General features: G+C 49.2%; 29 protein-coding genes and 1 pseudogene. 24 read left to right on the top strand and 6 right to left on the bottom strand.

What is annotated here, in order from left to right; translation table 11 throughout:
- Positions 1 to 110 precede the first annotated feature (110 nt).
- Positions 111 to 749, top strand: a complete 639-nt coding sequence (locus Q0600_RS03820; RefSeq protein WP_298757091.1) for a hypothetical protein — start codon at positions 111 to 113, stop codon at positions 747 to 749.
- A 707-nt stretch (positions 750 to 1,456) separates the two neighbouring features.
- Here Q0600_RS03820 and proC read toward each other — a convergent pair.
- Positions 1,457 to 2,413 carry a pyrroline-5-carboxylate reductase gene (gene proC / locus Q0600_RS03815; protein ID WP_298757089.1) on the bottom strand — a complete coding sequence of 319 codons (957 nt, stop codon included), beginning with the start codon at positions 2,411 to 2,413 and terminating at the stop codon, positions 1,457 to 1,459.
- 137 nt (positions 2,414 to 2,550) lie between these two features.
- Here proC and ilvC point away from each other — a divergent pair, with 137 nt between their 5' ends.
- The 6 genes from ilvC to Q0600_RS03785 all read left to right on the top strand — a co-directional run bounded on the left by ilvC (position 2,551) and on the right by Q0600_RS03785 (position 7,614).
- Entirely contained in the window at positions 2,551 to 3,573 is a 1,023-nt protein-coding gene (ilvC, locus tag Q0600_RS03810; protein ID WP_298757087.1) for a ketol-acid reductoisomerase, read from the top strand.
- Positions 3,574 to 3,586: 13 nt separating this feature from the next.
- Complete coding sequence (locus Q0600_RS03805; RefSeq protein ID WP_298757085.1) at positions 3,587 to 4,777, top strand: divergent polysaccharide deacetylase family protein; 1,191 nt, start codon at positions 3,587 to 3,589, stop codon at positions 4,775 to 4,777.
- Positions 4,761 to 5,549: a DNA-processing protein DprA gene (locus Q0600_RS03800; RefSeq protein WP_298757083.1), complete on the top strand. Its 789-nt coding sequence runs from the start codon at positions 4,761 to 4,763 to the stop codon at positions 5,547 to 5,549. The genes Q0600_RS03805 and Q0600_RS03800 overlap by 17 nt, the downstream gene beginning before the upstream one ends.
- Before the next feature lie 583 nt (positions 5,550 to 6,132).
- Complete coding sequence (locus tag Q0600_RS03795) at positions 6,133 to 6,273, top strand: hypothetical protein (RefSeq protein WP_298757081.1); 141 nt, start codon at positions 6,133 to 6,135, stop codon at positions 6,271 to 6,273.
- Between the two features lie 127 nt (positions 6,274 to 6,400).
- Positions 6,401 to 6,793 carry a Holliday junction resolvase RuvX gene (ruvX, locus tag Q0600_RS03790; RefSeq protein WP_298757079.1) on the top strand — a complete coding sequence of 131 codons (393 nt, stop codon included), beginning with the start codon at positions 6,401 to 6,403 and terminating at the stop codon, positions 6,791 to 6,793.
- Between the two features lie 443 nt (positions 6,794 to 7,236).
- Positions 7,237 to 7,614, top strand: coding sequence for an EthD domain-containing protein (locus tag Q0600_RS03785; protein WP_298757076.1), 378 nt, complete (start codon positions 7,237 to 7,239; stop codon positions 7,612 to 7,614).
- A 58-nt stretch (positions 7,615 to 7,672) separates the two neighbouring features.
- Here Q0600_RS03785 and Q0600_RS03780 read toward each other — a convergent pair whose 3' ends face one another.
- Positions 7,673 to 7,870: a hypothetical protein gene (locus Q0600_RS03780; RefSeq protein WP_298757072.1), complete on the bottom strand. Its 198-nt coding sequence runs from the start codon at positions 7,868 to 7,870 to the stop codon at positions 7,673 to 7,675.
- A 541-nt stretch (positions 7,871 to 8,411) separates the two neighbouring features.
- Between Q0600_RS03780 and Q0600_RS03775 the strand changes: the two genes are divergently transcribed.
- A complete protein-coding gene (locus Q0600_RS03775; RefSeq protein WP_298757069.1) occupies positions 8,412 to 9,098 on the top strand; it encodes a tetratricopeptide repeat protein in 687 nt (228 codons plus the stop codon).
- A gap of 665 nt (positions 9,099 to 9,763) precedes the next feature.
- Here Q0600_RS03775 and Q0600_RS03770 read toward each other — a convergent pair.
- Together Q0600_RS03770 and Q0600_RS03765 are read right to left on the bottom strand one after the other, a co-directional pair.
- Positions 9,764 to 11,146: an FAD-linked oxidase C-terminal domain-containing protein gene (locus Q0600_RS03770; RefSeq protein WP_298757066.1), complete on the bottom strand. Its 1,383-nt coding sequence runs from the start codon at positions 11,144 to 11,146 to the stop codon at positions 9,764 to 9,766.
- Complete coding sequence (locus tag Q0600_RS03765) at positions 11,139 to 11,867, bottom strand: plasminogen-binding N-terminal domain-containing protein (protein WP_298757063.1); 729 nt, start codon at positions 11,865 to 11,867, stop codon at positions 11,139 to 11,141. Before Q0600_RS03765 ends, Q0600_RS03770 begins: the two co-directional genes overlap by 8 nt.
- 139 nt (positions 11,868 to 12,006) lie before the next feature.
- Between Q0600_RS03765 and Q0600_RS03760 the strand changes: the two genes are divergently transcribed.
- The 11 genes and pseudogenes from Q0600_RS03760 to Q0600_RS03710 all read left to right on the top strand — a co-directional run bounded on the left by Q0600_RS03760 (position 12,007) and on the right by Q0600_RS03710 (position 22,257).
- A complete protein-coding gene (locus Q0600_RS03760; RefSeq protein WP_298757060.1) occupies positions 12,007 to 13,176 on the top strand; it encodes a peptidoglycan DD-metalloendopeptidase family protein in 1,170 nt (389 codons plus the stop codon).
- An 8-nt stretch (positions 13,177 to 13,184) separates the two neighbouring features.
- The gene (mgtE, locus tag Q0600_RS03755; protein ID WP_298757057.1) at positions 13,185 to 14,564 is read left to right on the top strand and encodes a magnesium transporter; all 1,380 of its coding nucleotides are present in this window, start codon (positions 13,185 to 13,187) and stop codon (positions 14,562 to 14,564) included.
- Entirely contained in the window at positions 14,549 to 15,136 is a 588-nt protein-coding gene (locus Q0600_RS03750) for an NUDIX hydrolase (RefSeq protein ID WP_298757054.1), read from the top strand. The genes mgtE and Q0600_RS03750 overlap by 16 nt, the downstream gene beginning before the upstream one ends.
- A gap of 67 nt (positions 15,137 to 15,203) precedes the next feature.
- Positions 15,204 to 16,250 (top strand): alpha/beta fold hydrolase, encoded by a 1,047-nt coding sequence (locus Q0600_RS03745; RefSeq protein WP_298757053.1) that lies wholly within the window; start codon positions 15,204 to 15,206, stop codon positions 16,248 to 16,250.
- Positions 16,251 to 16,848: 598 nt separating this feature from the next.
- Positions 16,849 to 17,466: a TRIC cation channel family protein gene (locus Q0600_RS03740; RefSeq protein WP_298757050.1), complete on the top strand. Its 618-nt coding sequence runs from the start codon at positions 16,849 to 16,851 to the stop codon at positions 17,464 to 17,466.
- On the top strand, positions 17,463 to 18,632 hold the full coding sequence (locus Q0600_RS03735) for an acetylornithine transaminase (protein ID WP_298757047.1): 1,170 nt from the start codon (positions 17,463 to 17,465) through the stop codon (positions 18,630 to 18,632). The genes Q0600_RS03740 and Q0600_RS03735 overlap by 4 nt, the downstream gene beginning before the upstream one ends.
- Positions 18,629 to 19,723 (top strand): SAM-dependent methyltransferase, encoded by a 1,095-nt coding sequence (locus Q0600_RS03730; RefSeq protein ID WP_298757044.1) that lies wholly within the window; start codon positions 18,629 to 18,631, stop codon positions 19,721 to 19,723. Before Q0600_RS03735 ends, Q0600_RS03730 begins: the two co-directional genes overlap by 4 nt.
- On the top strand, positions 19,723 to 20,049 hold the full coding sequence (locus tag Q0600_RS03725) for a hypothetical protein (protein ID WP_298757041.1): 327 nt from the start codon (positions 19,723 to 19,725) through the stop codon (positions 20,047 to 20,049). The genes Q0600_RS03730 and Q0600_RS03725 overlap by 1 nt, the downstream gene beginning before the upstream one ends.
- A pseudogene (locus Q0600_RS03720) lies at positions 20,042 to 20,398 on the top strand (RsmD family RNA methyltransferase); the annotation flags it as partial. The gene Q0600_RS03725 and the pseudogene Q0600_RS03720, both read left to right, overlap by 8 nt.
- 240 nt (positions 20,399 to 20,638) lie before the next feature.
- A complete protein-coding gene (locus tag Q0600_RS03715) occupies positions 20,639 to 21,493 on the top strand; it encodes an RsmD family RNA methyltransferase (RefSeq protein WP_366517539.1) in 855 nt (284 codons plus the stop codon).
- Entirely contained in the window at positions 21,490 to 22,257 is a 768-nt protein-coding gene (locus Q0600_RS03710) for a TIGR02757 family protein (protein ID WP_298757039.1), read from the top strand. Before Q0600_RS03715 ends, Q0600_RS03710 begins: the two co-directional genes overlap by 4 nt.
- An 8-nt stretch (positions 22,258 to 22,265) precedes the next feature.
- On the opposite strand, the gene Q0600_RS03705 is transcribed toward Q0600_RS03710, so the two are convergent.
- Positions 22,266 to 22,895, bottom strand: a complete 630-nt coding sequence (locus Q0600_RS03705) for a hypothetical protein (protein WP_298757036.1) — start codon at positions 22,893 to 22,895, stop codon at positions 22,266 to 22,268.
- Positions 22,896 to 23,006: 111 nt separating this feature from the next.
- Between Q0600_RS03705 and Q0600_RS03700 the strand changes: the two genes are divergently transcribed.
- Positions 23,007 to 23,768, top strand: coding sequence for a TSUP family transporter (locus tag Q0600_RS03700; protein WP_298757033.1), 762 nt, complete (start codon positions 23,007 to 23,009; stop codon positions 23,766 to 23,768).
- A 501-nt stretch (positions 23,769 to 24,269) separates the two neighbouring features.
- Here the strand turns inward: Q0600_RS03700 and Q0600_RS03695 are convergent.
- The gene (locus tag Q0600_RS03695) at positions 24,270 to 24,416 is read right to left on the bottom strand and encodes a hypothetical protein (RefSeq protein WP_298757031.1); all 147 of its coding nucleotides are present in this window, start codon (positions 24,414 to 24,416) and stop codon (positions 24,270 to 24,272) included.
- Between the two features lie 46 nt (positions 24,417 to 24,462).
- Between Q0600_RS03695 and Q0600_RS03690 the strand changes: the two genes are divergently transcribed.
- The 4 genes from Q0600_RS03690 to Q0600_RS03675 all read left to right on the top strand — a co-directional run bounded on the left by Q0600_RS03690 (position 24,463) and on the right by Q0600_RS03675 (position 26,578).
- Positions 24,463 to 24,585, top strand: a complete 123-nt coding sequence (locus Q0600_RS03690) for a hypothetical protein (protein WP_298757028.1) — start codon at positions 24,463 to 24,465, stop codon at positions 24,583 to 24,585.
- A 382-nt stretch (positions 24,586 to 24,967) separates the two neighbouring features.
- Complete coding sequence (locus Q0600_RS03685; protein ID WP_295151622.1) at positions 24,968 to 25,345, top strand: RidA family protein; 378 nt, start codon at positions 24,968 to 24,970, stop codon at positions 25,343 to 25,345.
- A gap of 88 nt (positions 25,346 to 25,433) precedes the next feature.
- Entirely contained in the window at positions 25,434 to 26,171 is a 738-nt protein-coding gene (locus Q0600_RS03680; RefSeq protein WP_298757025.1) for a hypothetical protein, read from the top strand.
- Positions 26,172 to 26,203: 32 nt separating this feature from the next.
- On the top strand, positions 26,204 to 26,578 hold the full coding sequence (locus Q0600_RS03675; protein ID WP_298757023.1) for a hypothetical protein: 375 nt from the start codon (positions 26,204 to 26,206) through the stop codon (positions 26,576 to 26,578).
- Positions 26,579 to 26,589 lie beyond the last annotated feature (11 nt).

The following is a 26,589-nucleotide window of genomic DNA, read 5'->3' as shown; positions in this document are numbered from 1 at the left end:
GTGAGCTAAATTTGCGGCGTAAGGAGTTGCGAAAAGTAAGCTTAAAGCTTTTTGAGAGTAAAATTTAAACAGACCCACATAGGCGGTAAATTTAATCAAAAGGAGCGAAGATGACGAAGGATAAGTGCTGCGTTTTAAAGCATTTGACGGCGGGCGAAACGGATGGTTTTGAAAAGATAGGCGAGCTTGATGACGGCGAGTTTTGGGATGCGCTTATCGGAAAAGGGCTTGTTTGGATACTTGACTGGGCCGGCGAGGACGAGACGGGCGATGTGGGTAAATTTATCCGCTCTAGGCTTGATGCGCTGCAAAGCGGCGTGGCTCTAGAGTGCGATAAAATTTACGCAAGGCTCGAAAAAGAAGCGGAAAAAGAGGATTTCGAGCGCGGCGATGCGAGCCTATTTTTGATGAACGAGTTTCAAAAGGCGCTCAAAAAGAGCGATTTTAGGCTCTTTACTTTGGAGCTTCATAGCGACGCTTATTATCTGCTCGTCGCGCACAAGGACGCCGAGAAAGATTTTAAAAAGCTAGGCAAGCGAGAGGAGCTATTTTGGGACATCGCGCCGTGGGGCAAGCGCCGCAAAAGGCAGATCCTTTACGTCATAAACTGCGAGTGCGGCGAGATGTCAGCGTGGCAGCTGGATGCGGACGAGCTCTCTCCTAGGGACGAGGTTTGCGAGGTGTGCGGGCGGGTGCTTTTTGACGCAGACGGCAATGCGATGCAGCCTTTGGAGAAGGAATTTATATAATATTGCTTATCGCGGCTTTGCGTGCAAAGCTTCGGCCAGATGAAAGTCAAATTTTATTGCGCAGCTCGGTAGGATTTGGCGCGCAGGTTTGGTTTGCAGCTCGGCGGCGAAACGCGGTTTAAATTTAAGGCTCGCTCGGGCGATGAGATGCGGTTTTGATTTGAGGCTTGCTCTGGTAGTAAAATACGCTTCGGCGCGGCTTGGTTGATTTGCTGCTCGCATTGACGGTAAAATTTTGCGGCTTACATTTGCGTCTTAATAAGACTTCGGCGTAAGACGCACTATATTAGCGTTTGTATTCCGCGCTTGAGTTTTTATCTAGCAAGTTCGAAGTCGCGGGCGCATCTACCTATGCTGCGCTAAATTTTGATTTTAATGGTTATGGACGCCGAGCTCGCGCCGCTAAAAATCAAAATTTTGCCCTGCCGCGAGCGCTAAATTTATAATCCTGCAAATTTAGAATTTTAAGAGTGAAATTTTGAACTAAAATTTCCCAAAATCTCTAAATTTTAAAATTTTAAATGCAATACGAACTTGCCGGCTCGTTTACCATAAGGCTAGTAAACTCCCCCGCTACAGAAACAGCGAACTCATTCGATTTAAAGATAAGGCAAAATTTTAGCTAGCGCGCCCGCGCAGAATTTCGATACTAGCGCGCCAGCAAACGCGCCGTGTTTGAAATCCGAAACCGACGAGGTGCGACGAGGCTAACTGCGAGCTTTGGCGATGCACGCCTCGATCGCCGCCATTACCGCTGCGCGAAACCCCGCCGCCTCCAGTGCCGCGAGCCCCTCTATTGTCGTGCCCGCAGGCGAGCAGATGGCGTCTTTGAGCTCCGATGGGCGCCTGCCGCTTTGCAGCAGACGCGCCGTGCCCTCTACCGCCGCCGCTACCGCGTCGTAGCATAGCGCCCGCGGCAGTCCGCCCCGCACGCCCGCATCCGCCGCAGCCTCGATAAAGGCGCACACATACGCAGGCAGACTCCCTGCGATCCCCGTAAATGCGGCAAAACCAGCCTCGTCTATCTCGTAAAATTTGCCGATTTTGGCGGCTAGCGCTCGTACGATCTCCCGACTGGCCTCATCAAAATACTCGCCGTAGCACAGCGCCGTAGCCGACGCGCCGATGCCCGCAGCGACGTTTGGCATCGCGCGGGCCACGAAAACGTCCGCACCTACGATATTTTGGGCGCGCTCCAGCTTGAAATTAGGCGCCAAAAGAAGCAGGATTTTGCCCGCGAGCTCGGGCGCGATCAGGTGCAAAATCCCCTCGTAACTGGCGGGCTTGGTCGCGAGCACGATAATATCCGCCGCGTGCGCCAGCTGCGTCTCGCCCTCTAAAATTTGCACGCCGTAGCGTCTGCGCAAGGCTTCGTTTTTGCTTCTAGCGCAGGCTAGAACTTGAAGCTTCGTATCGGAGCCGGACAGCACGCAAGAGGAATTTTGCCCGTCGCTAACGGAATTTTGCATATTGGACTCGGAATTCCGCACGCAAGCGGTAAAATTTTGAGCATCGGACATAAAATTCCGCCCGCCGTGCGCGGAATTTTCTTTATCCTCTGCAAAATTTTCTCCGCTCGCCGCGCAATCTCGTCCGCCGGCTCCGCAAAGTGCTGCGATCATCGCCTCGCCCATATTTCCGCCGCCGATAAATCCCACTTTCATTTTCGCTCCTTTTAAAGCTAAATTATGCCTCAATGATAGCTCAAAATTTCTTTATCCGCCCTTGCGGCGCGCGGTTTATCTGCATAAAAGCAAATTTTAGCTACAATCTCGCCTAAATTTTTAAAAAAGGATGCGTTATGGCAATAAACGTTTTTTACGACAAAGATTGCGATTTGGGTTTGATTAAGGCTAAAAAGGTCGCTATGATCGGCTTTGGCTCGCAGGGACACGCTCACGCCGAAAATTTGCGCGATAGCGGCGTAGAGGTCATCGTGGGCCTTAAAAAGGGCGGAGCGAGCTGGAGCAAGGCCGAGGCAAAGGGCTTTAAAGTAATGAGCGTCGGCGAGGCTACGAAGGCCGCAGACGTCGTAATGATCCTAACGCCTGATGAGTTTCAAAGCGACATTTTCAAAGCGGAGATCGAGCCGAGCTTAAGCGAGGGCAACGCGATTGCGTTTGCGCACGGCTTTAATATCCACTTCGGACAGATCGTCCCTCCAAAGGGCATAGACTGCATTATGATCGCTCCGAAAGCCCCGGGCCACACCGTTCGCAACGAGTTTGTAAGCGGCGGCGGCGTACCGATGCTGATCGCCGTTTCGCAAAACGAAAGCGGCAGGGCCAAAGAGCTTGCTCTAAGCTATGCAAGCGCGATCGGCGGCGGTCGCACCGGCATCATCGAAACAACCTTCAAAGCAGAGACCGAGACCGATCTTTTCGGCGAGCAGGCTGTGCTTTGCGGCGGACTTTGCGCGCTCATCAATGCAGGCTTTGAGACCCTCGTAGAGGCTGGATATGAGCCTGAGATGGCGTATTTTGAGTGCCAGCATGAGATGAAGCTGATCGTGGATCTCATCTATCAAGGCGGTATGGCCGATATGCGCTACTCGATCTCAAACACCGCAGAATACGGCGATTACGTAAGCGGTAACCGCGTCGTAAACGAAAGCAGCAAAGCGGCGATGAAAGAGGTGCTAAAGGAGATCCAAAACGGTAAGTTTGCAAAAGACTTCATCCTCGAGCGCAAAGCTGGCTACGTGCGAATGAACGCCGAGCGCAATATCACGGCAAATAGCTTGCTTAGCAAAACCGGCGAGAAGCTTCGCGCGATGATGCCATGGATCGCTAAGGGTAAGCTCGTAAATAAAGATAAAAACTGATTTCGGCTAAGCTTTGGCTAATACAAATCCACGCGGGCGTCGCAAAAAGCGCCCGATCAATTATATAGCGATCGCCTTTGTCGTAATCTTATGCTTTTTAAGCGGTGCGGTTACCTACGCGGTTTTGGATCTCGTATTTTCGGGCAATAAAGCCGCGTTGCAGCAAAGCTCGCGCAAACAAGCCCCCGAAAGCACTTCTGATTCTCACGGCAAACGACCGCGTTTAAGCGCTGCACAGAAGGAGGCGCTGATTCAAAAGGAGCTTGATAAGATCGCCGAGCAAAACGTAACTACGCCTAAGATGAGCATCGAGCCCGCACGGCAGAACTCCGTAGGAGAAAATTCCGCAAACGACAATTCGCAAAATTCCGTAAATTCTATGGCTTCCGCAAATTCCGTCGTCGCAAATTCGGCTAGCGGCGGACCTGACCTAAATTTTACCGCGGCAAATTCCGCGCCAGAAAATTCCATAAATTCTACCGCACAAAGCCACGTTTCTAGCGGCACGGACGATCTTTCTAAATCGCCGCGTAAAGCACTGCCTGCAGGCTCTCGTGCAAAGCTAGCAATCATCATCGACGACGTAGGCACCGACGAGCAGGCGCAAAAGATCGCTGCGCTGCCCGTGCGCGTGACGCCGTCCATCTTCCCGCCCGAGTATCAGCGCAAGGACACGCGCTCGCTCGCTCGCAGCTTTGAGCATTACGCTATCCATCTGCCGATGGAGGCGAGCTCTGCTAAAAATAACTCCGCGACGCTGCGAGCTTCGGATAATTACGAGAAGCTAAACGGCGTCATAGCGAAGCTGCGCGCGGACTTTCCGAACGCTAAATTTATAAATAACCACACCGGTTCCAAATTTACAGCCGACGAGCGCGCGATGCAAAACCTGCTGCGCGCGATGAACGAGCATGGATTTTTATTTATCGACTCGCGCACGAGCCCCGCTACCAAGGCTAAGGCGGCGATGAACGGGCTTGGTATGCGATATGTACATCGCGATGTGTTTTTAGATAATCAAAACAGCGTCGCTGCGGTGCGCAAAAAGCTGCGTGAAGCCGTCGCGCTTGCTAAAAAGCAGGGTTACGCCATCGCTATCGGCCATCCCAAAAGCTCCACTCTGCGCGCACTCGCAAACAGCGCCGATATCCTAGGCGAGGTCGATTTAGTGTATTTGGACGAAATTTATGAGTACTACGAGTGAGCTCGGTTTTAAAATTCAAAGCCTAGCAAGGCTCGGTGCGAGCGAGCCCGCGCAGCTGTATTTTAGGGGCGAGCCGGCGATGTTACAAAAGCGCCGCATCTCGATCGTAGGCTCGCGCAAGATGAGTGTTTATACTAAAAATTTGATCCTGCGCCTCGCGCGCGCTTTGAGCGATGCGGACTTTTGCGTCGTAAGCGGCGCGGCGATCGGCTGCGACATAGCCGCGCACGAAGGGGCGTTTCCAAACACGATCGCGGTTTTTGGCAACGGCCTTGATCAAATTTATCCCGCGCAAAACGCCGCTATGATCGGCAAAATTTACGAACGCAGTCTCGCGCTTAGTGAGTATGAGGACGGCGTGAGCGCGCGCGGATTTCAGTTTTTGCAGCGCAACCGCATCGTCGTGGCGCTGTCCGAAGCGCTGATCGTCGCTCAGGCAGAGCCTCGCAGCGGCTCGCTGCAAAGCGCGCGCCTAGCTCGCGAGATGGGCGTGCCCGTGTACGTGCTGCCGCACCGCATGGACGAGAGCGCTGGCACGAACGATCTGCTCGCAAAATCTCAGGCGCGGCTGATTGCGGATTTTGGCGAGTTTGTCGCGTCTTTAGCTCCGCAGACGCCGCAAAGCACCGAGCGCGTGCAGGATGAGGTGATGGAATTTTTAGCGCTAAATTCCGATCTGCAAGCGGCGATCGAGCGCTTCGGCGATAAAATTTACGAATATGAACTTGAGGGCAGGATCGAAATTTTAGGCGCAAAGATCGTGGCAAAGTAGCCGGCGGCAGGCGCTTGCTCGCCGTGGTTTGATAGGCGCTGCCCGCCGGTGCGGCTTGTTTGTACAGCGCGTAGTCTGCGCGGCCGGTGTTTAAATTTAGAAAAAGGCGGCTCGGTAAAATTTTACCTTCCGCAAGTAGCACTTGAGCTTAAAACAAACCCGCGCGGCTTGTTTGTGCAGCGCCGCTCGCCTCCGCTTGCGGTAATGATCGGTTTGTGAATGCTTCTCGCGATCTATAAATACTTTGCGGCGCGGAATTTAAGTGTTAAAATGCATGAAATTTTCTGAAATAGCGTTTTAAATGTTTGCTTGCCTATCGTGCTAAATTTTTGCGGGTAAATTTGGCTGCAGATTTCAGCATAAGCGTGGTAGGCTGAATTTGTCGCAAGAGAAAATTTTGGTCACGGCGGCAAAATTTTACGAGTTATAAAGCGTAGGGGGGGCTTTTTTCTGCTCCGTCGCGTGAGTGCGGGTTTGCTTTAAAATTTTGATTTTGCGTGGGGTGGGTTGGTTGCACGTCCGGCACCTGCATGGCAGGATTTATGCCCGCCGTGAGTTTGGGTGTCGCTTACGTGCAGCTCGCGTGGACTCAGTGCGGATGTACCTGCCAGGTGCAGCGATCGAAATTTTGGAATTTGAAGCTCGTGGCACGCTAAATTTAATAGCTCGCAAGCGGCGCGAGCGAGTGAAATTTATTATGCCTATTTTGTATGAAATTTCATAAAATTCCACGGTGGAATTCTGCGATGAAATTTAGCTATGAAATTCCGATCGCGGAATTTTGGTGGCATAATTTTAATGGCGAAATTCCGTAAAATTCCATAAAATTTAATGTAAGTAAAGGATGAAATTTGATAGTTGCGATCGATCTTGGGCTTAAACGTATCGGCGTGGCGGCGGCACCGGATGATAAGACGCCGCTTCCGTGCGATCCGATCCTGCGCAAAAACCGTATCCAAGCCGCGCGCGAGCTAAGCGAGCTGCTGCGCGAAAAGGGCGCCAGCGTGCTAGTGCTGGGCGTGCCGCGCGGCGGGGCGAGCGAGGAGGAGATGAGCAGGCGCATACGCCACTTCGCCTCGCTGCTGGATTTTGACGGCGAGATAAAATTTCAAGACGAGAGCTTTTCGAGCGCCGAAGCGGCGGAGTTTGCGAGCAAAGGGACTAAAGGCGGCGGCAAGGATCCGCGCTTTGATAGCATCGCTGCAACGATAATTTTGCAGAGGTTTTTGGCGAGTAAGGGCTAGGCGCGTGTGCAGCAACGCAATTTACACGCGGCGACGCAAGAGAGAATTGCCATTCGTCTGTTTTGCCGATCACTTAATGCTTGCAAAATTTTATCTTGCCCGCCTAAACGGACGGAATTTATGCGCGTCAAAAGTCGGTAAAATTTTCATCGTCTGCTAAAGCTCGGCAGAATTTTGATTTGCCCGCAAAGAGTCTGCGGAATTTATTTCGGAGCATCCGTAAATGACGCTTTAGGCGGTTAAACCGAGTGGAGATTGACGGCGGTTTGAGCTTTAAGTAGTGAGGCTTATGCATTTTGGGATCTGTGCTCGCGCGCACGGCTGCTATTTAAGTTCTCGCAAAGCCTATTTAGACGCAAAGAACACTAAGCAAAATTGCAAAAACGCGGATGCATCATAGAATAGGGCGCAAATTTGCGATAAATTTCATTTAGGGAGCGGTTATGTTTAAGATCACGATGTTAGTAAAAAGGGCGCCGGGTATCACGCAGCAGGAGTTTTTGGTGCACTGGGCGGCGCATTCGCAAAAGGTTTTGGCTAATCAAAAGGCACTAAATATCGTCCGCTATGCAAAAACCATGCCCGTTTTCCCCGAGGGGCAAAGCACCAAGCGCGAGACGGCGGCGTTTGGCTACGACGCGATGGGCGAGCTATGGTATGAGAGCGTGCAAGCGTTTGCGGATGCGCGAAACAGCGAGGTAGGGCGAGCGGTGCTAGCGGAGCTGATGGCGGATGAGGCGAGGTTTTGCGATATGAAAAACTCCGTGATGTGGTTCGGCGAGGAGGAGGTTGTGATAGAGTTCGGCTCTAAAGAAGCGTAAATTTAAAGACCGAGAGGATAAAATTTCATGGATCGTGTAAGCGGCGAAAAGCGGGAATTTATTGCTCGCGGTCGATATGCTTTTTTGGCATACAGCGCGCGGAATCGCGGCAAATATAGTGCTCATGGATGATGTGTGGGTGCAGCATACACATATGAAATTTACGTACGCGATACAGATACTGCGCAGTCTTGATTATTTTAAGACTCACCATATCTAAGTGGCGTGGATCTAAGAAGCCTGGGTATCGGAGCAAAAAATGCCTAAAGACGCATTATGCCTGCGATTTTGGCATAGAAAAGCCTATTTCTAAGATAAAACTTAAAGGCTGGCGGCGTAAAATTTTTTAAAATTTCTAAGCAGCAATGCGAAATTTTCAAAAGTTTTCTAGGGCGTGGCAAGATGCTTGCTACGGGCTTGGTATGCGACAAAATATTTTACACACTAGATTATCGCCCTGATAAATCGCCATTGCAGAGGCTGCAGGTGCTTAAGACCTCAAGGATTAAATACGTTTTAGTCCTATTATAAATACTATAGCCGTGGACAGTCATATAGACGTGCGAGTAAAAATTGAGGCAAGCCAGCCATAAAAATAATCTTGCAAGTAAAATTTTAATTTGCTTTTTTAAAATTCCGCTCAAAGCTCCGTTTAAAATTTTATTTAAAATTTTGCTTGGGATTTTGATAGAAATTTTGCAGGAATTTCGCCGCAAATTTCACAGCTATTATCAAAAATTAAAATTTTATCCCTCGCTTTTTGCTATAATTATTTTTAAAATTTAAAAGGAGCAAAAATGAAAATTTTAGCGTCGATTGCCGCACTAATCGTAGCAGCCTACTTGCTCGCGCAGATATTTTTCCCGCAGGCGATTTCGTTTGTCGGATGCGGCGTCGGTAGGGCTAATTCGTGCGAAGACTATGGAGCATATTTGCTTGAGGAGCGCGATTATGAAGCAGCAAAAAAGCCATTTGAAAAAGCTTGTGAAGCAGGGCTAGAAAATAGCTGTGCTATCGCGGGGGATTTATATTACGACGAGCAAAATTTATATAAAACTACGAAAGATAAGGGCAAGTCCGCGCGGTTTTATTCCAAAGCGTGCGAGCTGGGAGCTGCCAAAGCTTGCTACAATGCCGCGATAATCTCTTATAAAAATGCTGATAAGAAAAATACATTCGCATTTTTTGCCAAATCATGCGATTTGGGACTAGGCGAGGGCTGCTTGAACGCTGCGGTTGCTAGCTACGAAGAGAAAGACTATCAGGGCGCTCTTAAGTTTTTCCTCAAATCTTGTGATGCCGCTTTGGCAGAGGGATGCCAAAGGGTCGGGCTAGCGTATTCAAAGAAGGAATTTGGCGAGCCGGATCTGGATAAGGCGATGATCTACTACGACAAAGCCTGCAAGCTGGGAGCTGAGTTTAGCTGCAATGTAGTAGCCGCGATGAATAAAATAAATGCAAGCGAGGCTAATGCGACTAAATAGATGGCAGGGCTAGCTAGATGATAATACGGTGAGATCGAAATTAGCGTAGAAATTTTGCGGAGCTTTATGAATTTTATGAAATTTCGTGGAATCTCATTTTTAAATTTTATTGCTGAAATTTCGCATATTGCGATAATATCTATAGATAGTGATTTTAAAATTTCAGTATCTTGGAAGTTTAGAATTTAATCTATGCTGTGGATTTTATTGACAGAATTTTAACTTGTCATAGACTTACCCATCGCGATATAGGGATTTCATCATAATCATGGTGCTAAATTATATATCGTTGAAAGAGAAAAAATTGCGCAAACTAGCGAGTAGCTATGTAATCACAGCTGATATGGCAAAAATATCCGAAGAAGATCGCACGGGATAATTAATTTGCGAAGTAAATAAAATCAATTCACAAGGGAATGGGAATTTGTCAATAAATAAGTAAAATTATTCATTGCAAGGCAAATAAAATTAATTGCAAAGTAAGCAAAATTGATCTGTAAATGGGTAGATCAAGCTTAAAACTAACTCGAAGTAGCCTGTAAATAAGCTAAATTGCAAGCAAGATAAATTTTAAGTAGGCATATTGTAAGAAAGTAAAATTTTAGATGAGATAAGTGGGATAAATCGATTTCAAATCACCGTAGAAGTTGGATGACGATCCTAATTTAAAGCCCCATTTTTCCGGGATTTAAGATACCTTTTGGATCGAACGCCCTTTTGATCGCGCGAAATAGCTCCATCTCCGCTGCACTAAAGGCTAGTGGCATAAATTCTGCTTTGCTTAGCCCGATGCCGTGCTCGCCGCTGAGCGTACCGCCAAGATCAACTGCAGCTTTGAAAATTTCGGTGATTGCGTCATGTCCGCGTCGCACCTGACCTTCATCTTTTTTGTCGGCGACCATGACGTTGGTGTGGACATTGCCATCGCCCGTGTGCCCGAAGCAGGGCACGTGCACGTCGTATTTATCGCCGATGCGCGCGATACGGCGCAGTAGCTCGGGCAGCTGCGAGCGCGGGACGGTGATGTCCTCATTTAGCTTAAGCGTGCCGTAGATATTGATCGCCTGCGAGCAGTTGCGTCTCGCAAACCAAATGCCCGCACGCTCCTCTTCGCTTTCTGCGACGCGAAAGTCGCTCGCGCCGTTTTGAACGAAAATTTCTTTTATGAGTGCGAGCTCTTCCAAAAGCACTGCTTCTAAATTGCCGTCTGTTTCGCAGATCAAAATCGCGCCCGCACCCTTCGGCAAGCCCTTGTGAAATTTCTCCTCGACCGCGGCTATGCACAGCGCGTCTAAAAATTCCATCGCCACGGGCGTGATACCGGCAGCCATCGTCTTATACACGGCATTCATTGCCGCATCTACGCTAGGAAAGACGCCCATCGCGGTCTTTTTAAGCTTTGGCATCGGGATTAGTTTGAGCGTGATTTCGGTGATGACGGCAAGTGCACCTTCGCTTGCGATTAAAATTCCTGCCACGTTGAAGCCTGCGACATCTTTGATAGTGCGTTTGCCCGCTCGGATCACCTCTCCATTAGGCAGTACCGCACGCAGTGCCATTACGTAGTCTTTGGTGATGCCGTATTTTGCGGCGCGCATACCGCCGGAGTTTTCGGCGACATTGCCTCCTAGCGTGGAATAATCCTGGCTTGCGGGATCGGGCGGATAAAAAAGCCCGCGCACTGCAGCTGCTTTTTGCAGATCGATATTTATGCAGCCGGGTTGGACTACGGCGAGTAGATTTTGCATGTCTATTTCTAGAATTTTATTCATATGTTTTTCAAATGCCAAAATCACTCCGCCGTTTGCGGCTAAAGATCCACCCGTAAAACCGCTACCTGCGCCTCTTGGAACTATGGGGATTAAATTTTCGTTGCAGAATTTTAAAATTTGACTGACATCGTCCTCACTTCGCGGGAAAAGCACGCCGTCCGGCAGACAGCGCCTTTTCGTCGCGTCGTAGCAGTATGCCGTGCGATGAGCCTCGTCAAAATAGGCATTATCCGCGCCTAATAGACTTGTAAAAAACGCTCGCGCGACGCTATTCATCGCCGTCTAAGCCCAGCAAATAGCGGTAGTGTTTGTCGTAATCGCTGATCGGGCCATTAGTAAAGTCCCAAATGACGGTCTTTATCTCGCCCACGCGTGAGTAAAACGGCAGCTGATAATAAGCCACGCTGCCGCTAGCGAACGTGCGCAAAGGCTTGAAGCTGACGCAGTCGGCAAATACGCCTTGTTTATCCATCGCGATAAAAATCAGTCCGGCGCTGTTTTGCGCGCAAATTTTACGAAAATCGTCTCGGCTAGGATTTGGCTTGTGATTGTAGCTAAGATAGGCGCCGCCAAGATCTGGGTGGATAAAATTTATATTTGGAAAAGCCTTGATAACCTGCTCGTAAATTTCAGCATTAGGCGCGACGATTATGGCGCGGTCATAGAGGAAATTTAAGATCACTTTATCGCCGCTTGAGGGTAAAATTTTAGGCAGTGGCAGCGCCTCTTGAGCTAACATATCAAAAACCTCAAATCGCACCTTTGCCTTGCCTGCGCTTTTTTGCGTCACGACGGCACGCGCGATGATGGAGCTTGCGCCGCTACCGAAATTATGCATCACCACTCCGCTGCTACCTACGGCAATCGTAGGGCTATCTGTGATCTCGCCAGAACCATCCGTTACGCTAAGTAGGGCGGTTTCGTATCGCGGCATGTTAAATTCCGCTCCTATCGCCGCACTTAAAAATAGACCTAAAATAAGTAAAGCTTTTTTCAAAATTCTGCTCCTGAATAAAATTTCGGCTAATTATACATAAAACTTTGAAATTAGCGATAAAATTCCGCGGTATTTACGAAATATAAGCGTTTTTTCGTTACAATCCCGCCTTAAAATAATATTTTAAAGCGGTTTTTATATGACTAGAATTTTTATATTGCTTTTTCTGTGGATAGGCGTAGTTTTTGCGAACAACCTCAGCGTAGAGAAGTTTGCCTGGCCCGATGGTGTAAGTCTGCTACAATTTATGGAAACTGCGGGCATTCCCGCGTCTGTATATTATGACCTGGATAAAGAGGATCAGGAGCTTGCCGCCGAGGTACGAGCTGGCGTGGAGTGTCAAATTTTGCGTGATCCAGCAGGTCGCGTCTCTCAGCTGTTAATTCCCGTCAGCGAGGAGCTTCAGATCCACATCTACCGCGATAAATTCGGCACTTTTAGATTCGTTTATACTCCGATAGTTTATGAGGAAAACAGCTACTCTTTAGGAATTCAGATCGAAAGCTCGCCCTATCAAGACATCATCAAAGCTACGGGTAATGCGGCTTTAGCGAATGAGTTTATGCTTGTTTTTAAAAACGAGGTAAATTTTAAAAAGCTGCAAAAGGGCGATAGGCTCGTGATCCTATACGAGCAAAAAACGCGCCTTGGCAAGCCTTTTGGCGGAGTAAATATCACCGCAGGAATGATCGAGGAAAATAAAAAGCCCAAATCGCTATATTTTTTCGATGATAAATACTACGACCGAAGCGGCAAAAAGGTCGAATCTTTTCTGCTGATTACACCGCTTGTTTATACTAGAATTTCATCGTATTTTACCCCTAAAAGATTTCATCCGATTTTAAAGCGATATCGCGCGCACTTAGGCGTAGATTATGCAGCCCCCAAAGGCACTAGGGTAAATGCCGCAGGGGCGGGCAAGATTAGCTTCGTAGGGCGTAAAAACGGCTACGGCAACACCGTAGAGATCAACCACGGCGGCGGTATCAGTACGCTTTATGCACATCTTAGCGGCTTTGCTAGCGGCACAAAAGCAGGCGTTAGTGTCAAGCAAGGTCAGTTAATCGCCTATGTGGGCTCGACCGGGCTTAGTTCGGGACCGCATCTGCACTTCGGACTTTATAAAAATAAGCAGGCGATAGATCCGCTTAAGGTAGTCAAGATTGAAAAAACTAACGTTATAAGCGCCGAAGAGCTTAAATTTAAAGCTCTCGTCAAAGATATGGACGCCAGAATGGCTGCGGCTAAAGACGGCTCGAAAAACCCTACTAAATTTGAAAACTACGAGTCGCTTATCACGATAAATTAAGGCCAAAAATGGAAAATAAAGAGCAGCTAGATGACGTCGAGGAAGCCAAAGCGCTTCTTGATGCGCATCTAGGCGATACGCTTGAACATGAGCTAAGCGCCGCCGATCTTACGGAGCATTTAAAAACTCTAAAGAAGCACGACGAAGAAAAATACGTAGAATTCTTAAAAAAGCTAGATCCTGAGGATCTTGCTGATGCGGCGCTCGAGATGCCCGAGCATATGCTCGAAGACGTCATCGAAACTCTACCTCACGAAAAGATCGTCAAAGCGATCGAGGAGCTAGAAAGTGACGATCAGGCGGAGCTTTTGCAAAACATCGGCGAAATCGACGAGGACAAGGCCGAGCAGATTTTCTATGGGCTTGACGAGGACGATCGCCACGATATTCTTACTATCTCCAAATATAGCGAAGATGAGGCGGGCGCGTATATGCAGACCGAGGTCTTTAGTGCGAGGCAGGATCAGACTCTGGGACAGGCGGTCGAGATGCTGCGCGTTATGCGCGAAAAGGATGAGATCGAGAACGTCTTTCAGCTCTTTGTGCTCGATAAAAAAGGGCACCTGCTTACGAGCTTTTCGACATCCGATCTGATTTTATACGATTTCTCGCTCACGCTGGAGCAAATTTCACAAAAATTCGGCGCCGAAAATAAAATCCACTTCGCCACCGATACCGATAAGATCGACGACGTGATCAAGGATTTTGAAGAATTTGACCTTAACGTCATCCCTGTTGTCGATGCTAACGGCATACTCATCGGGCGTATCACCGCCGATGATATCCACGATCTCATCCAAGAGCGCGCCACCGAGCAAATTTACAACCTCGCGGGCGTCGATGACGAAGCCGAAGACGACGAGACTACGATCTTTAAGGCGGGTCGCGCGCGCGCTGTGTGGCTAGCGGTAAATTTATGCACGGCGATCGTAAGCTCCACGATCATCGGACTTTTTGACGCCACTATCGAAAAGCTGGTCGCACTTGCCGTGCTTATGCCAATAGTCGCCTCCATGGGCGGCAATACCGGCACGCAGGCGCTTACCGTAACCGTGCGCCGCCTAGCCCTGGGCGAGATAGCGTTTAAAGACAAAAAGCAGGTTCTCTTTCGCGAGATCACGATCGCTTTCGTAAACGGCCTGATCTTTGCTACGCTGATGGGGTTTGTGGCGTATTTTTGGTTCGGCATTAAGCTTTTGGGGCTGGTGATTGCGATGTCGATGGTGCTAAATTTAACGCTCGCGGGGCTTTTCGGCGCCGTCATTCCGATCACGCTTAAAAAATTAAATATCGATCCCGCCGTCGGCAGCTCCGTGCTGCTTACCACGGTGACGGACATCGTGGGATTTTTTAGCTTTTTAGGACTTGCGACGTGGATACTACTATAAAAAATTTTAAAATTTCGGAGCTTAAAGGCTCAAATTTCGTTAAACCATTTCGCCTAAATTTCGAAATGGACGGCGTGGCGCGCGCGTGGGACTGCGTCAAGGTGCACGATAGCGTCTCGATTTTGCTTTATCATACGCAGCGCGACGCGCTTTTGCTCGTCAAGCAGTTTCGCCCCAGCGTGTGGTTTTATCAAGAGGAAAATTTAATAAATTCGCCCGAGAAGGGCTACACCTATGAGCTTTGCGCGGGCATTTTGGACAAGGGTATCAGCGAGGAGCAAACGGCGATCGAAGAGGTGCTCGAAGAGACCGGCTATGCCGTGAAGGATCTGAAATTTATCACGAGCTACTACAGCGCCCTGGGCTTTGCGGCAAACCGCCAAATTTTGTACTTCGCGTGCATCGACGAATCTATGAAGCTAGGAGCCGGCGGTGGCGTGGATGGCGAGAATATCGAGCTTTTCTACCTGCCTGCAGCCAAAGCGCGAGAGTTTATGTTCGACGAAAAGATCGTGCGCGCGCCGGGGCTGATCTTAGCATTTCAGTGGTTTTTGAGCGAGTTTAAAGTTTAGCGGCTAGGCGGAATTTCGCGTGCCGCCGCGCGTTTTTGCGTCTCGGTTTTAAATTTAAAGAACGGCGATGAGGGTTTTACTTAGGCTGTGCGTTATCGCGGCGTGTGTTTATGTCTGCGTGTTAGCGGGACTTTATATCTTTCAGGAACGGCTGATATTTTTGGGCGAGCCGTTAGATAAAAACTTCAAATTTAGCTTTGAAAATTCCGAATTCATCGGACTTGTAAACGCGCCCGAGAGCGGCGAGCATTTAGAGGCATTGACGTCCGCTACGCAAAATAGTGCGGCGACAAGCCGCGTCGCGGACGAAAACGCTTCTGTGGAGGGTGGCGTAAAAGAAAACGGCGCCGTAGCGGGCGAGATCAAAAACAAAAACGCTCAAACTAGCGGCGAGCGCGTCGGCAAAAACGCCGCAGGAAACGGCGCTGCGGGTAATAATGCAAACGCTGCTGCGATAAAATTTCAAGAGATCAATATCCCGTTTGAGGGCGGATCGATAAACGGGCTGAAATTTAGCGCGGCAGAGCCTAAAGGCGCGATTTTGTTCTTTCACGGCAACTTCGGCGATGTGAGCGGTTGGGGCGTATACGGCGCGGATTTCGCGGCTTTGGGATACGATTTTTATATTTTCGATTACCCGGGCTACGGCAAATCGTACGGCAAAATTTCATCGCAGCAGCAGCTTTTTGCGAGCGCCGATGCGATGAGCCGCTACGTTTTGGCGCAGCATTCGTCCAAGAAGCTCGCGATGATCGGCTACTCGATCGGAAGCGGCATCGCCGCGCAGCAGGCTGCGAAGTGGGATGCGGCGCGGCTGATTTTGCTCGCGCCATATTTTAGCTTCGAGCGGCTTGCGCACGAAAAAATCCCCTTCGTACCGAAATTTTTGATCCGCTACAAGATTCCGACCGCGGAATTTTTGCAAGCGGCACGCGGTACGCAGATCACGCTCATCCACGGCGCCGCCGACGAGCTGATACCGGTGCATCACTCGTATGATCTTGCGGGATCTCTTAAGGCGGGCGATCTATTTTATGAAATAGCCGCCGCGCCGCATAATGGACTGCTGGCAATGCCCGGCATTTGGGAAATTTTAAAAGAGCGGCTGCGCTAATCTAGCGGGGGCTCGGCGTAAAATTTTACGCAGAATTCGACCGCTAAATTTTAAAATTTTACGTATAATTCCACTCGGGCTAGGTCATCGTAAAATAAGATGAAATTTTATGGCGCCAAAACACGGCGCCAAAACAAGGGCGCAATTTCAAATCAAAATTTATGCGCCGTTAGCTGCCAAATATAAAGCCGGTCTCGTTGGCGCTAAATTCTTTCTAGCTCAGCTATGCCGTAAATTTAAAGCTAAAATTTGCGCCAGACCGCGACGCCGTATGTTTTAGCCGCGATAAAATTCTGTGAAATTTTATCTCACAGGCATTTATAAATTTCAAGAAATTTCAAGTCTAAATTTTATATTTACGCGGAAGCGACGCCGTATTTTAGCCGCGTAGAATTCTGCCGCGTAAAATTTTATCTAGAGAAATTCTGTTTCGTAAAATTCTATCTCGTAGAATTTTAATTCGCCGCGCTCAAATTTTATCCGCCGCTCTGAAATTTATCTCACCGCGCCTAAATTTCTCCCGCCCGTCGCGCTTTACCCAAATTTATATTTAGTTGTTGTAAAATGCGTTTTTAAAAGGATTTTAGCGGTTTGTGATATGAGTATTTTAGAGTTTACGGAGTGCATAGGCATCGCTTCGGCGGCGCTTAGCGGGTTTTTATTCGGCGTAAAGAAGGGCTGCGATTGGCTTGGGATCTTTATTGCGGCATTTTTGACGGCGCTTGGCGGCGGGATCATGCGCGACACCTTGGTAAGCCGCGAGATCTACTCATTCACGCACTACGCGCCCGTAACCATCGTGCTTGCGGTAAGCGCCGTAGCCATTTTTGCCAAACTTTACGAGAACCGCGATTTGGAGGGTAAATTTTTATTTATTCTAACCGATGCGATCGACGTCGTAAGCTTTTCGATCGTCGGGGCGATGGTTGCGCTAAGCTATAATCATAACGTTTTCGGCGTGGTGCTGATCGCATTTTGCAACGGCGTGGGCGGCGGCATCTTGCGCGACGTGCTGCTGAACGAAGTGCCGTGGTTTTTGCATACGGGGCTTTATGGCACGATAAGCATGGGCGTGGGCTTGATATATTTCGTGCTTGATGGATTGGGACTTGGCGGCGTAGTTTCGGTGCTTATTTTGCTGGTTTTAGGGGTTGCGTTTCGCATGGTAGCTTATTACAAATCTTGGCATCTGCCTAAAGTGGAGTACAAACAATGAATTATTTGATGGATAATTTCGCGCGCGTAAACGTGGCGCTAGTAAGAGGTGAGGGCTCGATAGTCTATGATGAAGCGGGCAAGGATTACGTGGATTTTGGCGCGGGCATCGGCGTAAACTGCCTGGGGCACGCAAATGAGATCGTGCTGGAAGCGATCGGCACGCAAGCCGCGCAGATCATCCACGGCTCAAATATCTATAGAATTTTGCCTCAAGAAGCCCTGGCTCAAAAGATTAGCGAGCTTTTGGGATACCGCACATACGCGGTGTTTTGCAACTCGGGCGCGGAGGCTAACGAAGCTGCGATCAAAATGGCGCGCAAATACGGCACCGTAAATTTCCCTAATAAAAAATTTGAAATTCTAACTCTGCGAAATTCTTTCCATGGTCGCACGCTAGCGACGCTACAAGCTACCGGGCAGGAGAAATTTCATCCGGAAATTTTCGCGCCCTATATGCCCGGGTTTAAATTTTTCGACGATATCGACGATATCATCGCGCATATCGATGAAAATAGCGTCGCCGTGATGATCGAGCTAGTCCAGGGCGAGGGCGGTATCAAGCCTCTGGATAAGGTGAGCGTGCAAAGGCTGGCGGCTGTTTTGAAAGAGAAAAAGCTGCTTTTAATAACCGACGAGGTGCAGTGCGGCGTATATCGCACGGGCGAGTTTGCGACGTCGCAAATTTACGACATCCGCCCCGACATCATCACCTTTGCCAAAGGGCTTGCGGGCGGCGTACCGATCGGCGCGTGCGTGGCGCAGCAAAACATTTTCGCTCCGGGCGAGCACGGCAGCACCTTCGGCGGTAACTTTTTGGCGACCTCTACGGCGCTTGCGGTGCTTTCGCAGCTTCAGTTTTTAAAAGCGAGCGGTAAGCTTGATAAGACTATAAAAAGATTTATCAAAAAACTAGACGCCATCGCCGCAGACTATCCTAGCCTGATCGAAAAGCGCGTGGGGCTCGGTCTGATGCAAGGCCTCGTGCTACGCGATGAAAAAAATCTGAGCGAGATCTTTAATAAAGCCCTGCAAAACGGACTTTTGATCCTAAAATCCGGCAAGTGCACCCTTAGATTTTTGCCTGCGCTAAATATCAAAAAACCGGAGATCAAAGAGGGCTTTGCGCGCCTACGCAAGAGCCTGGACGAGATAGTGCGGGCGTGAAATTTAGCGATTTTTTCGAGGGCTGGCTAAACGAGAGCTACTACGCAAATGCCGCTAAAATCGGCAAGAGCGGTGATTTTTACACTGCCGTAAGCGTAGGGAGCCTCTTCGGTATCTGCATCGCGCGCGAAATTTTACGCCTAAGCGCGGATTTTTGCGCGACGCAAGAGTTAAGCTTAGACGCCGCGGCAAGCTCGGGCGTATCGCGGCAAAATTTTGCGGTGGCATGCGAGCTAAATTTAGATGTCGCGCTTGCAAAAAAACCGCAAAATAGCGCCAAAATCGCTATCGTAGAGATCGGCTCGCACGACGGGCGGCTGCTTTGCGACATAGCGCAAGCTATCTTTACGCTGGGCGGCGCGGCGGCGCTTGATAAATTTAGCTTTGCGATCATCGAGCCGCACGAGCGCCTGCGCGAGCTGCAGCGGGCGAGCTTTGCGGAGAGTTTCGGCGACGAAATCGCGCTAAAGCATTTCACAAGCGCGCACGAGGCGAAATTTAAAGACGCGATCTTTGTGGCAAACGAGCTTTTCGACGCCTTTAAATGCGAGGCGGTGGACGGCGAAAATATGCTTTTTATCGAAAGCGGCGCGGCAAAATTTGCTCCCATAAAAGAACGTGAAATTTTAACCCTTGCGCTCAGATTCGGTATCTCGCGCGGCGAAATCCCGGTCGGATATTTTCGCTTTGCGCGCGAAATTTGCGCTAGCGCGCAGCGGTTTTATTTCATAGCCTTCGATTACGGACAGATGGGCGCTAGCGGCGATTTTAGCCTGCGGATTTACCGAAACCACGAGGTTTTTAGCTTCTTTGAGGTGCAAAACTTGAGCGATTTTTACGGCAAGAGCGATCTTACCTACGACGTAAATTTTGAAATTTTGCGTGCTGCGTTTGAGGACGCGGGCGCCGTCACGGCAGATTTTAAAAGACAGATCGCGGCTCTCATAGACTTCGGCGCGGTCCAGCTTTTAGAGCTTTTTATGCAAAAAAGCGGCGAGAGGGGCTATCTAAACGCGCTTTTACAGTTTAATCACCTGCGCGCGGAGTTTGGCGAAAAGTTTAAGATGATAAAATTTAAAAAGGGACTTTGATGAAAGCTTTTATCGATTGCGACTGCGAAATTTTACAAAAGACGCTGGAGCTGTTTTTAAAAGATCGTGCCGCAAGCGCGCAGGATTGCGACTTTGTGATAAGCGATGAGCCGCACAGATCGGCAAAACCGCTATTTTTGATCGGCGAAGACGGAGATTTGGCGCTGCCGTTTTCCAAGCAGATGTTGTTATCGAAGTTAGAGGATTTTCAAGGCGAGCTAAAGCGGGATTTTAGCGAATACGACGCGACAGAAGCCGAAATTTGCGCGCTATTTGATGAGTTTAAGGCAAGAATCATCGAAATTTTAAGAAGGCAAAATGGCTAAATTTTCCAAGCTTGGCGGCACGCTCTTTACGCAAATCTCAAGCGGCATCTATAAGGGCAAAAGGCTCGCTCTGCCCGCGCTTTCGAGCACGCGCAGCACGAAAAGCATCGTAAAGGGCTCATTTTTTGATACTTGGCGAGCGGAGTTGCGCGGCGCGGCGTTTATCGAGTGCTTCGGCGGTAGCGGCGCGATGGCGCTTGAAGCGCTAAGCAACGGCGCAAAAAACGTTTATGCGATCGAAAAGGACGCTGCCGCGCATAAGATAATGCGGAAAAATTTTGAGCTTTTTGGGCTCGGCGCAAACGCGATTTTGGGTGATTGCTTCGAGGAACTACTCGAAATTTTGCACGAGCTGCAAACGGATATAAACGGACGCTCGGGCGCGAATTTGCCAAATTTAAGCGGCAAAAATTTGGACAAAGACTGCGCTGTCGACGCCGCCTACTGTGAAAATTTAGGCAGCGAAAAAGTGGGCTGCCGCAAAAGCTTTAGTGGCGTAGAGCAGGGCGAGAACGGATACCACGCCGAGCAAAGCGTAGAAGCGCAAAGCGGCGTGAAATATTTGGCAAAATGTGGCACGCGAAGCAGTATGTCTGACAGAGTGCAAAATAGCGCACAGGGCGGCGCAAATGACGATTGCGCGGGCGAGGGCTTTGGCGATTGTGCCCAGATTGTCGATTATGCGAGCGCTACTAGCATAAAATACTGCATGAATTCGCTAGCCACGGACGTCGCGAGCTTTAGCGAAAAGTTTGACGATAACTGCGCTTCTCAATACGACGCGAGCAGCACCGAGACCGCTAATTGCAACTTAAATTTAAGCTCAAAATGCGGCGAGAGCTCTAATTTTGACGCAAATCGCAGTACGGGCTTAGGCGCGAGCTGCGAAGAGAAAGAAATCTTAAATTTAGGCGAGAATTTTAGCACTAGTTGCGGAGAAAGTTTATATTCAAGCGCAAATTTCATCTATGATTCAAGAAAAAATTCCACTGCGAATTCTAGTGGTAATTTTGGTGCTAGTTGCGAAGAAAATTCGCGCCCAAACGTAAATTTAACCCGCGGTTCAGGAAAAAATTTCGCCGCTAATTCCCACGAAAATTTTGCCTGCAGTTTGGGCGAAAGTGCTGCCGCAAACGATTTAGGCGAATGCTCTGCCGCAAATTCTAGCGAAAGCCATGCTGTAAATTCCGGCGAAAATTCCGTCTCCGATCCCGCGCGCAGAGTGTTTGTCTATCTGGATCCGCCGTTTGCGATCAGGCAGGGTTTTGGTGGGATTTACGAGCGGGTGCTGGCGCTGATAGCGCGCCTGGGCTCCGTGCAGTGCGAGCTGCTAATCGCGATTGAGCATATGAGCGAGCTTGAGCTGCCGCCTAAAATCGGCGATTTCGCGCTGCTTAAATCACGTAAATTCGGCGCTACGACGATGAGTTACTACGCAAAATGAAAAGCTTAAAGCAAATTTTAGATTATTACGCCGATTTGAAAAATTGCGACGCGGATCTTTTCGGCGCGCCCGATCCGCTGCAGGTCGCAAAGGGACATCGAAACGACGTAGTAGCGCTTATCTGCGCGCTGTTTGCTTACGGGAGCGCGGCTCAAATTTTAAAATTCCTCCGCTCGCTTGATTTTTCGCTTTTGGACGCGAGCGATGAGCGCATGAGAGCGGAGCTTGCGGGCAAAAAATATAGATTTCAAAGCCCGCGCGACGTCGCTGAAATTTTTATAACTTTAAAGCGGCTTAAAAACAGCCTTAGTATCGAGGAGAGCGTGCTTTGCGGTATGCAAAAAAGCGGACGGATCGAGAATGGGATAAATTTTTTAATCGGCGAAATTTACAAATTAAATCCCTATCGCAGCCCGGGATATGAGTTTTTTTTCGGGCGTGGCTTCGCGCAAAAGCCCACGTCGCCGTATAAGCGTTACAATCTTTTCCTGCGCTGGGCGGTGCGCGACAGCGACATCGATCTGGGGCTGTACAAAAAGATCGAAAAATCGCGCCTCCTCATCCCGCTCGATACCCACACGCATAAAGTTTCGCTTAAGCTTGGGCTGATCGATCGCAAGAGTTACGATTTCGAGGCGGTTTTGCAGCTTACACAAAGCTTAAGGCGCTTCGATCCGAGCGATCCCATCAAATACGACTTCGCGCTGTACCGCCTCGGACAGAGCGGCGAGATAGATAAAATTTTGGCTTTACTAGCCGATTGATTTCAGTTTTAATTGCACATACCGAGTGGACCGAAGCATTCGGTGAATAGTCTGTTTTTTTGAATTATATTTTCTCCTGGATAGATAATAATTTCATGTCCTTTTTTTTGCCAGATTTGTCCATTTTTCGCGCTTATGGTAGATACATCTAAGTGAGATGTCGAGCCATAGACTAAATATATTTTGTTGAATTTGAATATATCGCTATAACCTAGATAATGAAAAAACGGTGCTGCAAATGTGATCTCTGTTAGTTCTGTCAGATTACTGTCTTGGGCGACGCAATTGGATTTATCAGATGGTTTGTAGCCGTTTTCAATGAGCTTCTTTTCTGTTATGCCATTGGTAGAATTTAACTTTACGTAATGAACATAGCAGATTTCATCTAAACTATCTGCAGCGTTTGGTTGAATTTTTCTACGATATAAAAGCAATCCATCCATATCTGCATTATCTGTTAAAGCATTGAGTTCCTCAAAATTATTATTCTTTACATTCCAAAAATCGCCATACGGCTTTAAATAAATTCCCGCTATAACCAATGCTATTATTAATATAATGATTGTTCCTAAAATAGATACACTTATGATGAAAATTTTTAAAATTAGATCGATGATTTTTTTGAAACCATTATTCATTCTTTATCCTTATTTTTTACTATTATAGCATACGATTTGTTGTTGCGATGTACGGCGGTTAAAATTTAAGTTCACCTTTTGTAAAATATTGGAAATTAAAAAAGGACAAAAATGGAGCTTGAGCTTTGGCAGTTTGCGGTGCTTTTTACGGCGGCGTTTTTCGGCGGATTTATCGACTCGATCGCAGGCGGCGGCGGGCTGATATCGCTGCCTGCGCTGCTTGCCGTGGGCGTTCCGCCGCATGTAGCGATCGCCACAAATAGATTTCAAGGCAGCTTCGGAAGCTTCACCGCCGCTTTAAATTTCATCCGCAAGGGCTATGTCGATGCGGCGGAGATCCTGCGCGGCGTGATTTTTACGTTCGTAGGCGGGCTCGTCGGCGCTTATGTCCTGCTTCTAATCGATGCGAAATTCCTAAACTATCTCATTCCGATCCTGCTGCTGGCGCTTTTCTTTTATATGATTTTTTCGCCGAACCTAGGCGAAGCGCCCGCAAGGCCCAAGATGTCAAAAAAGAGCTTTTACGCGATTTTTGGGCTTGTTTTAGGGTTTTACGACGGATTTTTCGGTCCAGGCACGGGCTCGTTTTGGACGTTTGCACTCGTGGGAATTTTAGGGCTTTATATGAAAAAGGCGGTCGCACACACGAAGGTTTTAAATTTCACCTCAAACATCGTCTCTTTGGGCGTTTTTATCATCGGCGGGCAGATTTTATGGCTCGTCGGAGCGGTGATGGCGGTCGGACAGATCGCGGGCAGCTTCGCAGGCTCAAGCCTAGTGATGCGATGCGACGTGAAATTTGTGCGTAAGATGCTTCTATTCGTCGTTGCCGCCACGATTTTAAAGCTACTTTACGGACTAATCGCAAGTTGATTACAGACTGGTTGAGGATCGATCTCGGGCCGATCTCAAGCCAAAATCATAGAATTTTATACAGGATTTCGTATAAAATTTCGCGTAAAATTTTATGAACCCTCGCCGATTTGCCGCAATGACGCCGATCTTGCTGCCGCAGTAGCGCAGATCTTGCTGTAGGGTCGCACCAGTCTCGCTTCGATGGCGTCGATTATATCGTAGCTTCGCGCTGATCTTGTCACGACTACGCTAATTTCCCGCTGCTGCGATGTTGATTCTGTTGCCGTTGCGTCGGAAGCCTCGCTTGTCGCGAGGTCTTTGATTTTATTATTTTGGTAGCGTTAATTTTGCTCCGCTACATCGACAACTTCGTTGCCGCGCTTGCTACCGCGAGGATTTTAATTGCGTTGCGCGGTGTCGCACTGGCTTATTAGACGGCGCTGTTCTTTCTGCTGCGATGGTGACGATTTTGGCGCTGCTTTTACCGCCCCTCTGCCCGTATCGCTACCGTGGGCGGGCTCAGTTTTGCTGTCGCGACATTGCGATCTTGATGGTGCTAGGATTTGATTTGATGCCGCAACGATGCTGATGAAGTTTCGCCCATTCGCGCCAGTTAAATTCCACCGCACCACCCATATCTATTTCGTCGTATCGCCATGCATTCATGCGGTCTGCCCGCCGCCGATAGAGTAGTCGTATTGCCGAGTGCACAATGCTATCGTACCCGTGCTATGAAATTTTATATGTTTATGCCCACAAAATTTTAAAATACCGCTCCATAGATCATTTCGTCGTGCCGCCCGTACGTACTACCAAATCCACTCGCAGCGATTAAATTTAGCCGCACTTTCACGCGCCGTTTTCTGCACCCGTCAGCTATTTTGAATTTTGTCGTTTCGCCGTCACGGCTCGCCATTTCGCGCTAACTACCTCCCGCCATATTGCTCGCTGTATTTGTGCGATAAATTTAACCGCACCGCTGCGCCCGCCGTTTCGCTCTAATATCGTAGGCGATTGCCTATCCATGCCATTTAAATTTGTCGCATTGCCGCGTATCTGTTTCGCCTCGCCCGCCGAAATTTAGTCATTACCAACCGCCAATTAAATTTCATCACACCCGCCGCATCCACGCCCGTCCGCCCGTAAATTCCGCCGCCTAAAGCAAAGCTAAAATATTTTGCGATAAAATGGGCGAAATTTTTTACAAAGGATTTAATATGCAGATCATCTCGACTCCCGATGCGGCGCAAGCCATCGGACCGTACTCCCAGGCGATCAAGGCGGGCGGACTCATCTTTACCTCGGGGCAGATCGCGCTTAAGCCGGACGGCGAGTTCGTCGCGGGCGGCGTGGAGGCGCAGGCAAGGCAGGTTTTGCAAAATCTCGCCGCGATCCTAAAAGAAGCGGGCGCTACGCTGCAAGATGCCGTCAAAACGACGATTTTCCTAGCCGACATGGGCGATTTTGCCGCGGTGAACGAGATATACGCAGCGGCGTTCGGCGAGCACAAGCCGGCTCGCAGCACGGTGCAGGTCGCCAAACTCCCCAAAGGCGCGCTTGTAGAGATCGAAGTAATAGCGCTGGCTAGGGCTTAGCGCTAAATTTAGATCGCTAGAACTCTGCCGGTTCGCGTTTGCGGTTGAAATTTTATGCGCAGGCGCTTGAAATTTTAAACGGCTCGCTTTGGTTTTGAAGCTGCGCGAGCTTTTAAATTTAGATTTTAAAAAGCCGCGCCAAACGTCCGCGGGGCGCAGCGACATAGAGCCCGCGTGGATCGCGCAGGCGCAGCGGCGGCTAGGCTTTGCGCTGCCTGCGAGCTATAAGCAGATGCTGTTAAGATACGCTAGTATCAGCGCGGCGGGGACGGAGCTAAAAACGATCGCGCCGCCCGAGTTCGCGGATAGTGCCGATACCGACATCTGCTACACGTATGAGGTAAATCTGAAAAATGGCCTATTCGCCGCGGACGAGCTCGTGTTTTTGCAGCTCGAGGACGAGGAGTATTATTTTAAAATTTCGCCCGCAAGCGACATAGCGGACGGCTCGCCCAATACGGCGCGCGGCAAGACTGCGGAGAGCACGAGCGGCGAAGCTGCGGGTGAGACAGTGCGCGATACGGTCGTCGCGACAGTAGCCGATAGTGCGGAAAATAGGGCATCGGACGACGAAGCGCGCGCGGAGAGATCGCCGGATACGGCACGCGATATGAATGCCGAAGCAGCAGACGAAACGACGTGCAAAACTGCGGGCGCGACAACGAGCGAGATGGCAGACGAGACAGCAGGTGGGGCGACGAAAGAGATGGCAAGCGAGCGGGCAGACGATGCGCCGTGTGAATACAAAGTCTATGTGCGCGACTACGCGCAGAGCGAGGATAGGCTTTTTGCAGACGATTTTTATGGGTTTTTGGAAAAATTTTAAAACGAAATTTAAGACAAAATCAGGAGCGATAAATGGGACTGTTTGACATTTTTAAAAAGCAAAAATTTGACATCGACGTGCGTGCGGACGGCGTTTTTATTGGCGGCGTAAACTGCGAGTTTGATCTAGCTAAGTTTAACGAAGCCTTAGGTCAGCCGCGCGTGATCAATGACGGAGAGGGCAAAAGCCGCTATTTTTGGGATGAGGCGGGGATTTTCGCCTTCGTGCGCGCAGGTGAGCTCGCAGAACCGAAGCTTTCCGAGATAGTTTTGATGCTTGAGGTCGCAAAGGGCGTGCAGCACGAGGTTCCGCGCAAGCTCTACGGCGGCGCATTCACGCTTGAGGGCAGGCCGCCGCTTGAGGCCGTGCCTGAGCAGGAGCTGCGCGGCGCATATATAGGAGCTTAGCCTAGGCAAAT

This window comes from uncultured Campylobacter sp., from assembly GCF_938041645.1.
GTDB lineage: Bacteria > Campylobacterota > Campylobacteria > Campylobacterales > Campylobacteraceae > Campylobacter_B.
This window is presented reverse-complemented; position numbering and strand designations above follow the sequence as displayed.

Bases quoted from the DNA above. Each gene is read 5' to 3' on its own strand.
- Q0600_RS03775 (WP_298757069.1), top strand. From the start codon at position 8,412: ATGAAAATTTTAGCGTCGATTGCCGCACTAATCGTAGCAGCCTACTTG.
- Q0600_RS03740 (WP_298757050.1), top strand. From the start codon at position 16,849: ATGAGTATTTTAGAGTTTACGGAGTGCATAGGCATCGCTTCGGCGGCG.
- Q0600_RS03800 (WP_298757083.1), top strand. From the start codon at position 4,761: ATGAGTACTACGAGTGAGCTCGGTTTTAAAATTCAAAGCCTAGCAAGG.
- Q0600_RS03675 (WP_298757023.1), top strand. From the start codon at position 26,204: ATGGGACTGTTTGACATTTTTAAAAAGCAAAAATTTGACATCGACGTG.
- Q0600_RS03770 (WP_298757066.1), bottom strand. From the start codon at position 11,146: ATGAATAGCGTCGCGCGAGCGTTTTTTACAAGTCTATTAGGCGCGGAT.
- Q0600_RS03710 (WP_298757039.1), top strand. From the start codon at position 21,490: ATGAAAAGCTTAAAGCAAATTTTAGATTATTACGCCGATTTGAAAAAT.
- Q0600_RS03785 (WP_298757076.1), top strand. From the start codon at position 7,237: ATGTTTAAGATCACGATGTTAGTAAAAAGGGCGCCGGGTATCACGCAG.
- Q0600_RS03715 (WP_366517539.1), top strand. From the start codon at position 20,639: ATGTCTGACAGAGTGCAAAATAGCGCACAGGGCGGCGCAAATGACGAT.
- Q0600_RS03695 (WP_298757031.1), bottom strand. From the start codon at position 24,416: ATGAATGCATGGCGATACGACGAAATAGATATGGGTGGTGCGGTGGAA.
- Q0600_RS03685 (WP_295151622.1), top strand. From the start codon at position 24,968: ATGCAGATCATCTCGACTCCCGATGCGGCGCAAGCCATCGGACCGTAC.
- Q0600_RS03705 (WP_298757036.1), bottom strand. From the start codon at position 22,895: ATGAATAATGGTTTCAAAAAAATCATCGATCTAATTTTAAAAATTTTC.
- Q0600_RS03820 (WP_298757091.1), top strand. From the start codon at position 111: ATGACGAAGGATAAGTGCTGCGTTTTAAAGCATTTGACGGCGGGCGAA.
- Q0600_RS03690 (WP_298757028.1), top strand. From the start codon at position 24,463: ATGCTATCGTACCCGTGCTATGAAATTTTATATGTTTATGCCCACAAA.
- Q0600_RS03745 (WP_298757053.1), top strand. From the start codon at position 15,204: ATGAGGGTTTTACTTAGGCTGTGCGTTATCGCGGCGTGTGTTTATGTC.
- Q0600_RS03700 (WP_298757033.1), top strand. From the start codon at position 23,007: ATGGAGCTTGAGCTTTGGCAGTTTGCGGTGCTTTTTACGGCGGCGTTT.
- Q0600_RS03735 (WP_298757047.1), top strand. From the start codon at position 17,463: ATGAATTATTTGATGGATAATTTCGCGCGCGTAAACGTGGCGCTAGTA.
- ilvC (WP_298757087.1), top strand. From the start codon at position 2,551: ATGGCAATAAACGTTTTTTACGACAAAGATTGCGATTTGGGTTTGATT.
- Q0600_RS03760 (WP_298757060.1), top strand. From the start codon at position 12,007: ATGACTAGAATTTTTATATTGCTTTTTCTGTGGATAGGCGTAGTTTTT.
- proC (WP_298757089.1), bottom strand. From the start codon at position 2,413: ATGAAAGTGGGATTTATCGGCGGCGGAAATATGGGCGAGGCGATGATC.
- Q0600_RS03725 (WP_298757041.1), top strand. From the start codon at position 19,723: ATGAAAGCTTTTATCGATTGCGACTGCGAAATTTTACAAAAGACGCTG.
- mgtE (WP_298757057.1), top strand. From the start codon at position 13,185: ATGGAAAATAAAGAGCAGCTAGATGACGTCGAGGAAGCCAAAGCGCTT.